The sequence below is a fragment of the Liquorilactobacillus vini DSM 20605 genome (assembly GCF_000255495.1).
Taxonomy (GTDB): domain Bacteria; phylum Bacillota; class Bacilli; order Lactobacillales; family Lactobacillaceae; genus Liquorilactobacillus; species Liquorilactobacillus vini.
In genome coordinates, this window is sequence record NZ_AHYZ01000115.1 from 1 (window position 1) to 4,744 (window position 4,744).

4 protein-coding genes and 2 pseudogenes are annotated in these 4,744 nt (G+C 36.2%); 2 read left to right on the forward strand and 4 right to left on the reverse strand.

The annotated features are described in order from the left end of the window. Together ON15_RS06995 and istB are read left to right on the forward strand one after the other, a co-directional pair. Positions 1-580 (forward strand): annotated as a pseudogene (locus tag ON15_RS06995) (IS21 family transposase); the annotation flags it as partial. Then, a complete protein-coding gene (gene istB, locus ON15_RS07000; protein WP_010580779.1) occupies positions 577-1,320 on the forward strand; it encodes an IS21-like element helper ATPase IstB in 744 nt (247 codons plus the stop codon). The pseudogene ON15_RS06995 and the gene istB, both read left to right, overlap by 4 nt. Positions 1,321-1,382: 62 nt before the next feature. Here the strand turns inward: istB and ON15_RS07005 are convergent. From ON15_RS07005 to ON15_RS07020, 4 genes and pseudogenes are all read right to left on the reverse strand, one after another. Continuing rightward, a pseudogene (locus ON15_RS07005) lies at positions 1,383-2,027 on the reverse strand (reverse transcriptase domain-containing protein); the annotation flags it as partial. A gap of 626 nt (positions 2,028-2,653) precedes the next feature. Further along, positions 2,654-3,550 carry a serine hydrolase domain-containing protein gene (locus ON15_RS07010; protein ID WP_010580781.1) on the reverse strand — a complete coding sequence of 299 codons (897 nt, stop codon included), beginning with the start codon at positions 3,548-3,550 and terminating at the stop codon, positions 2,654-2,656. Positions 3,551-3,562: 12 nt separating this feature from the next. Continuing rightward, complete coding sequence (locus ON15_RS07015; RefSeq protein ID WP_010580782.1) at positions 3,563-4,381, reverse strand: PTS system mannose/fructose/sorbose family transporter subunit IID; 819 nt, start codon at positions 4,379-4,381, stop codon at positions 3,563-3,565. Further along, the coding region (locus tag ON15_RS07020) for a PTS sugar transporter subunit IIC (protein ID WP_010580783.1) at positions 4,371-4,744 on the reverse strand (374 nt) is incomplete at its 5' end. The genes ON15_RS07020 and ON15_RS07015, both read right to left, overlap by 11 nt.

Here is a 4,744-nt window from a genome sequence, read left to right on the forward strand (position 1 = left end):
TGAAAAAAGCAAGAGTATCGAAGAATTGTGGATTGAGGAGAAAGGAGAATTGCTTCAATTGCCAGACGCTGATTATCCCGTTTTTAAAGAAATTGAAGTCAGTGCCAACAAATACAACGAAGTTCTTTTAGATAAGACTCGTATCCATGTTCCCCATTCTCGTAATTATTCTGTTATTTATGCTGTTCTTCGATCTGAATCTTATCAATTAGTTAGTAGTGATGGCGAAATTATAGCTGAAGGTCCAAGGCCCTATATGAATAAAAAAAGAATAATTGATTGGAAAGTAATTTTATCAGATTGGCGTAATAAATTACCAACTATGCATTATTCTCGCTACTGGAAATATTTACCAGAACGAATAAGGCTTTACCTAAGCCACCCTGATTTGAAAGAACAGTTTAAAAGGCTTGATCAACTGCTCAATCTTTTAACGAGTCAGGATTTGATGAGTATCAACCAACACTTTTATGAACTAATTACTGAAGATAGTAAAGGCGATGACTCCTACGGAGTTGATTGGAAAAACTACGATGCTTTTTTGAAACCAACTTCTAAAAAGGAGGACTACCACGAATGAAATCTGATCAGTTAAATGAACTCTGCAAGAAACTACATCTTTCCCATTTACCTGAATCAATAAATTCAATTACTGATGACTTTGATTCAAAAGAAGAATGGTTAATTTCATTGTTGGAGAATGAAATAAATTGTCGAAGAGAACTTAAAAAGGCACGTCTTTATAAGCAGTCTAAAATTCCGACTAAAAAATCTTTGGAAGATTATGAGTGGCATAGTCAGATTCTGTTACCCAATCCAAACACCAAAGAAGAATTGACAAGTCTTTCATTTATACGTCAAAAGGAAAATGCAGTATTTGTTGGGACACCAGGCACTGGGAAAACGCATCTGGCTTGTGCATTGGGTCGCATGGCTACACAAGCAGAAATTGAAACAAGATTTTGGCGTGTACCTGAACTAGTTACTAATTTAGAATACCAATGGAGGAACAATACACTAGAGGCCTTTAAAAAAAGTTTCACACGAGTGAAACTTATTATATTAGATGAAATGGGATATGTTCCATTTACTAAAGAAGGAGCTGAATTATTGTTTCAACTGATTAGTGACTGGTACGAAAATAAAAGCATCATTATTACCAGTAATCTTGAATTCAGTCAATGGAATAAAATTTTCATTGATCCACGATTAACTGCGGCTTTAGTAGACAGATTAATTCATCACGCCCATATTTTAAGCTTTACAGGTGAAAGTTTTCGTTTAAAGAATTCGCTTTCTAAAACAAAATATCAAAAATAGAATTTAGGCGCAAAGTTATGTACTTTTCTTTGCAATCTTATGTATAAAGTTCTTGCAAAATACACCCCACTTGTTAGAAAGCGCCGAATTAGGTGGAGTAGCCATGGGTCAGTTACTCGTTGTTTGATGAAGTTCATTAGTAAGTCGTGGTTAACCGTATCAAAGTATGCCTTTAAGTCGAGGTCTACCACATAGTGGTAGCCTTGATTGTAGAGTTCGGTGACGCTTTGAATCGCGTCATGCGCACTCCGGCCTGGCCGGAATCCATAGCTATTGTCGGAAAATACTTGTTCGTATATTGGCGAAAGCACCTGTACCACAGCTTGTTGGATCATACGATCAACAACTGTAGGCACTCCCAGTTTTCTGGTTGAGCCATCGGGTTTTGGTATCTCTACCCGTCTGACTGGTTGCGGCCGATATGTTCCATTACGTAAACTCTCTAGGAGTTCTTCCCGGTTCTTGTAAATATATTCGGCCAGTTGCTCAACGGCCATGCCGTCAATTCCAGCTGCGCCCTTATTCCTCCGAACACGCTTAAACGCTAGGTTCAGATTACTACTTGCAAGGACCCGGTCTACAAATTGAATGCCATCCTGCGCCGTACTTTCACCGTTAGTAGTACTATGCGCCCCAAGATACTCTTTGTCCTCCAGACTATCCATCCCTTGGCGGTCAGCTTGTTCTGTTTTCTGCAATTTTCGCACTACCAACACCTCCAGTATCAGTGAGAATTATTATTGTTCAGTCCTTCATCTGTCATACGGCAGATTACTATGACCTCGGCTGACTCCTGCCGGATTCAGCTAGCCATCACTGACTAGTTTATTCCTGTACACCCATATCGGCGTCCTTGTTGGGAGCTTATCCGACAGGCCTCCCCGGGTAAGAATGATAGCTTTCATACCATGCAACCGTTGGCTTTACTGACTTCGACTTCGAGTAGTGTAGGACTTCAGTTTGTGGGGCAACTTCATCCAGTCTAATCAGCCTTGTAGCCACTTCTTGTACATCGGCTCGGTATTTTGTCTTAGGCTTCCTTCAGACTCCGTCTCACGGCGGACGCCCTTGCCCTCAACTCGTGGTTCCGACCACTACGGCCCACAGCGGACTTACACCGCCTAGTTATCCACCCATGCCGGGCGCACCCCAAAAATGGCTTGACGCCTGTAAAATACAGGCATCAAGCCATGGCAGCTTAACTCAAAATACTACAACTTATCTAACTTTTCTATTGCACTTCAGGATCAGTTGGTCATTTCCTTGAACGTTAGATCAGTAGGCGTATCTCTATGAATAACTCAGGATTTATTAACTACCTACTTTTTTAATACTACATATAAGGAACTACAAGATTGCTCCAAATTATATCATACAATTTTCTTTGTTCAAAAGACTGAACAGAAACAACTAGTTTACTATCAGGAACAACTATTATAAACTGACCTAGTTTTCCATCTGCACGATAGGATATTTTGTCTTTATTTATCCAAAACTGATATCCATATCCATATTTAGACTTTACATTTGACATAGCAATTTTATTAGTAGTCGCCTTTTTGATATAACTTTGTGAAAGAATCTGCTCTCCATTATAATTTCCTTCATGTAATAAAAATGAACCAATTTTTGACATTTCGTCTATTGTAAGCATTAATGAATGTGCCCCAAAAGTGTGCCCCATTGGACAAGCCAGCCAGTTGGGATTTCCTATTCCTATTTTTTCAAAGAATCTTGGAGTCATATAATCTAATAAAGACGCACCACTAGCACTTTCTATAACACAACTTAAAATATAAGTATTAAATGTCGAATAATCAAAATGGGTACCAGGTTCATAAACAAAATCACTATTAAAATAATAGGAAACCCAGTCTTTGACTCTATACCTTTCTGGATCATCACAAAAAAACAATTTTGATTTCAAACCACTTGTCATGGTTAACAAGTTCTCAATAGTTATTTTTTTTATCAACGGATTTAATTTATCAAAGTTTATTTGCGGAAAAAAAGTATAGATTTTATCATCTAATTCAATTAATTTTTCTTGTAAAGCAATACCTACCCCTATAGATGTAATGCTTTTTGCAACAGAATAAACATTAAGGCGCGTTTTGGGCTGTATCTTAGAATATTCATCAATTAACTTATCATTCTTATATACTTGAATATAATTAATATTTAACTTTTCATTATCCACTTTTTTTAAAAAATTATCTAAATATTCCATTTTTCCCCTTCTTTAAGCTTTTAAGATTCCAAATAATGCAGCAAATATACTAATTACTAATATCCAAAGTAACAGAGTATTTACCTTGTGTCCCTTTTTTATAGCCCAATAAATTAATCCTGTTACTCCTAAACTAAGCATATCTGGCATTATTCCGTTAAGAACAGACATTAATTTAATTGCTGATTTACCCGATCCAATAGTAAGACCAGTTTTTACAGTAACCATTTCTGCTATCATTGATCCAATAACTAGCAAACCTAAAGTAGATGCGCCTTGAAAAATCTTTTCTGTTATCCCGAGCTTCTCAAATTTATCTAACGCTTTCATGCCTGAATTATAACCCCAGTGAACGCCATAATATCTAACCAACATATTTGGAACATTAAATAAAAGTAAAAACAGGATTGGAGCAAAAAGATTACCTGTTAATGCCAGTGAACAAGCAATACCTCCTACTAAAGGCCTCAACGTCCCCCAAAATACTGAATCACCAATACCTGCCAACGGCCCCATTAAAGATGCCTTTATAGAATTTATTGATGATTCATCAAAATCTGATTTATTTGCATTTTCTTCTTCCATGGCTGCACTAATACCAAAAATAAATGGACACAACATTGGTGTAGTATTGAAAAACTCTGCGTGCCTTTTTAAGGCTTGAGCTAGTCTATTTTTTTCTGGATATAATTTTTTTAAAACTGATCCTAAAGAATATTGAGCACCTTGACTCATTTGACGTTCATAATTGAATGAAGCATTTACAGATAGAGATCTCCAAAAGATATGATTAATATCCTTATTTGTTAATTTTTTTTCATTAGAAGTCATTATCATTATCCTCCATATTTTTAACACTATTAGATGGTTTATTATTATTTACAATGCTTAATGCAACAATTACTAAGCCTATCAACGCTACTCCCAAGACAGGAACATTCATATATGCGGATAAAACAAATCCTAACAATAAAAATGGAGCAACCTTTTTATTTATAAGCATACTTGCCAATAACGCAAAACCTAGTGCAGGAAGCATGCCAGCTGCAATATTCATCCCATTTGTTACAAAAGAAGGAATAACTTTTAAAATAGCCTTAACCGTATCACTTCCCAAATAAAAACCGGCTGCAAGAATTAAAGACATAACCAAATCATATGATAGAAAACTAATCATATGCATTCTTTCAACTA